The following is a 697-nucleotide window of genomic DNA, read 5'->3' as shown; positions in this document are numbered from 1 at the left end:
AGCAGACGCGGGCCATTTTCGCGACGCTCGCAGACATGCTGCGCGGTCTCGGCGGCTCTCTCGCCCAAAACTGCATGCGCACATGGATTTATCTGCGGAATGCGGATGTTTTCTACCAAGGCATGGTGTCGGCGCGGCGCGAGTTGTTCGAGAGCGCGGGCCTTACGGCGGAGACGCATTATATCGCGAGCACCGGGATCGAAGGCGGCTCGCCCAACCGCCATGATGTAGTTTCGATGGACGCCCTGTCGCTGCTCGATCTCAAACCGGGGCAGGTCTCCTATCTCAACGATTTCGACATGCTATGCGCGACGAAAGACTACGGCGTCACCTTCGAGCGCGGCACCCGAATCGCCTTCGCCGACCGCGCCCACCTCTACATCTCGGGAACCGCCAGCATCGACTACGCCGGGCGCGTGCTTCATCCCGGCGATGTGTGCCGTCAACTCGACCGCGCCATAGCGAATGTCGACGCGCTGCTGCGCTCGGGCGGCGCTGCCCGCGAGGACATGCAGCATCTGATCGTCTACCTCCGCGACGCGTCGGACTACCCGCGCGTAAGCGGCATGCTGCGCGAAAGTTTCCCGGATGTGCCGACCGTCGTGGTCCACGGCCCGGTTTGCCGACCGGAGTGGCTTGTCGAAATCGAGGGCATCGCGGCGGTCGGTCGGGAAAACAATCCCGTGCAGCCGGCTTT

Annotated in this window: 1 protein-coding gene; it reads left to right on the top strand. The window is 63.8% G+C overall.

All coding sequences use genetic code 11. The features are described from left to right. The coding region (locus T281_RS17170; protein WP_245269288.1) for a Rid family hydrolase at positions 1-697 on the top strand (697 nt) is incomplete at both ends.

This window comes from Rhodomicrobium udaipurense JA643 (genome assembly GCF_000636015.1).
GTDB classification, from domain to species: Bacteria; Pseudomonadota; Alphaproteobacteria; order Rhizobiales; family Rhodomicrobiaceae; genus Rhodomicrobium; species Rhodomicrobium udaipurense.
Note: the sequence above shows the minus strand (reverse complement) of the source record. Positions and strands in the feature narration are given on the sequence as shown.